Origin of the sequence: Acidisoma sp. S159 (genome assembly GCF_009766125.1) — a bacterium.
Classification (GTDB): Bacteria; Pseudomonadota; Alphaproteobacteria; order Acetobacterales; family Acetobacteraceae; genus Acidisoma.
Map to the genome: position 1 here is coordinate 4217 of NZ_LMUG01000079.1, position 719 is coordinate 4935.

At 59.8% G+C, this 719-nt stretch carries 1 protein-coding gene; it reads right to left on the reverse strand.

Annotated features, from left to right (window positions below):
* Positions 1 to 128 precede the first annotated feature (128 nt).
* Positions 129 to 560, reverse strand: coding sequence for a hypothetical protein (locus GSQ92_RS29885; RefSeq protein ID WP_174247843.1), 432 nt, complete (start codon positions 558 to 560; stop codon positions 129 to 131).
* Between the last annotated feature and the right edge of the window lie 159 nt (positions 561 to 719).

The window sequence follows — 719 nt, forward strand, 5'->3', positions numbered from 1 at the left end:
AGAAAGACGTCGGCCCGTTTGGGGCGCTGTTGCGGCGAGCATTCTTCATTTGAGTCGCGAGAAGCACGCGGTCGCACGATCGATGAGCAGCCATGGCGAGAATAGGCCGCGGCACGCGATGCACACGGCTATCGAGGACTCGAGACGGTCATCGCCGGCACCGTCCCCATTGCCTCCAGCTCTGGCGGAAGTTCACCATCGTCGTCCACATCAATGGCGAGATCAGCTGTCGGTTCGACTAATTCCGCTGCGGCGAACTCTATCATCGCGACAACATGTGTCGCATTTACGGTGGCCAAGGTCGCACCGGGAATTGGAGCGCCCAAGTAGTGTTTGGATTGCCATGCCAGATCGATGCCCTGGGGCACTCCTGCGCTGTCGAGTAGCACGTCGATGAGTTGCGTGCCCTCCGACGATTGGGCGACGGCCGTGATGGAGGTGATCCGCATGACGTCACCCGTTGTCAGGAGCAACCCAAACGAGCCGCGCTCGCCGATCATGCGACCGGTGAACCACGCGGGCAGAAGCTCGGCCGCGTGGTTAGGATCGGTGATGCGCATCCAGGGCAATGGGACCGTCCTTCTTTTGCGTCAACTCAAGCCTTCGCGGATGGTCGTGGCCGACAGTCCCGATTTGTAAAGGCGGAAAAGTTTATAGCCGTATCATACAGCCTCTTGTGGAATGCAAGCTCGTCTACCGCCCGACGGGTTCGAACGGTT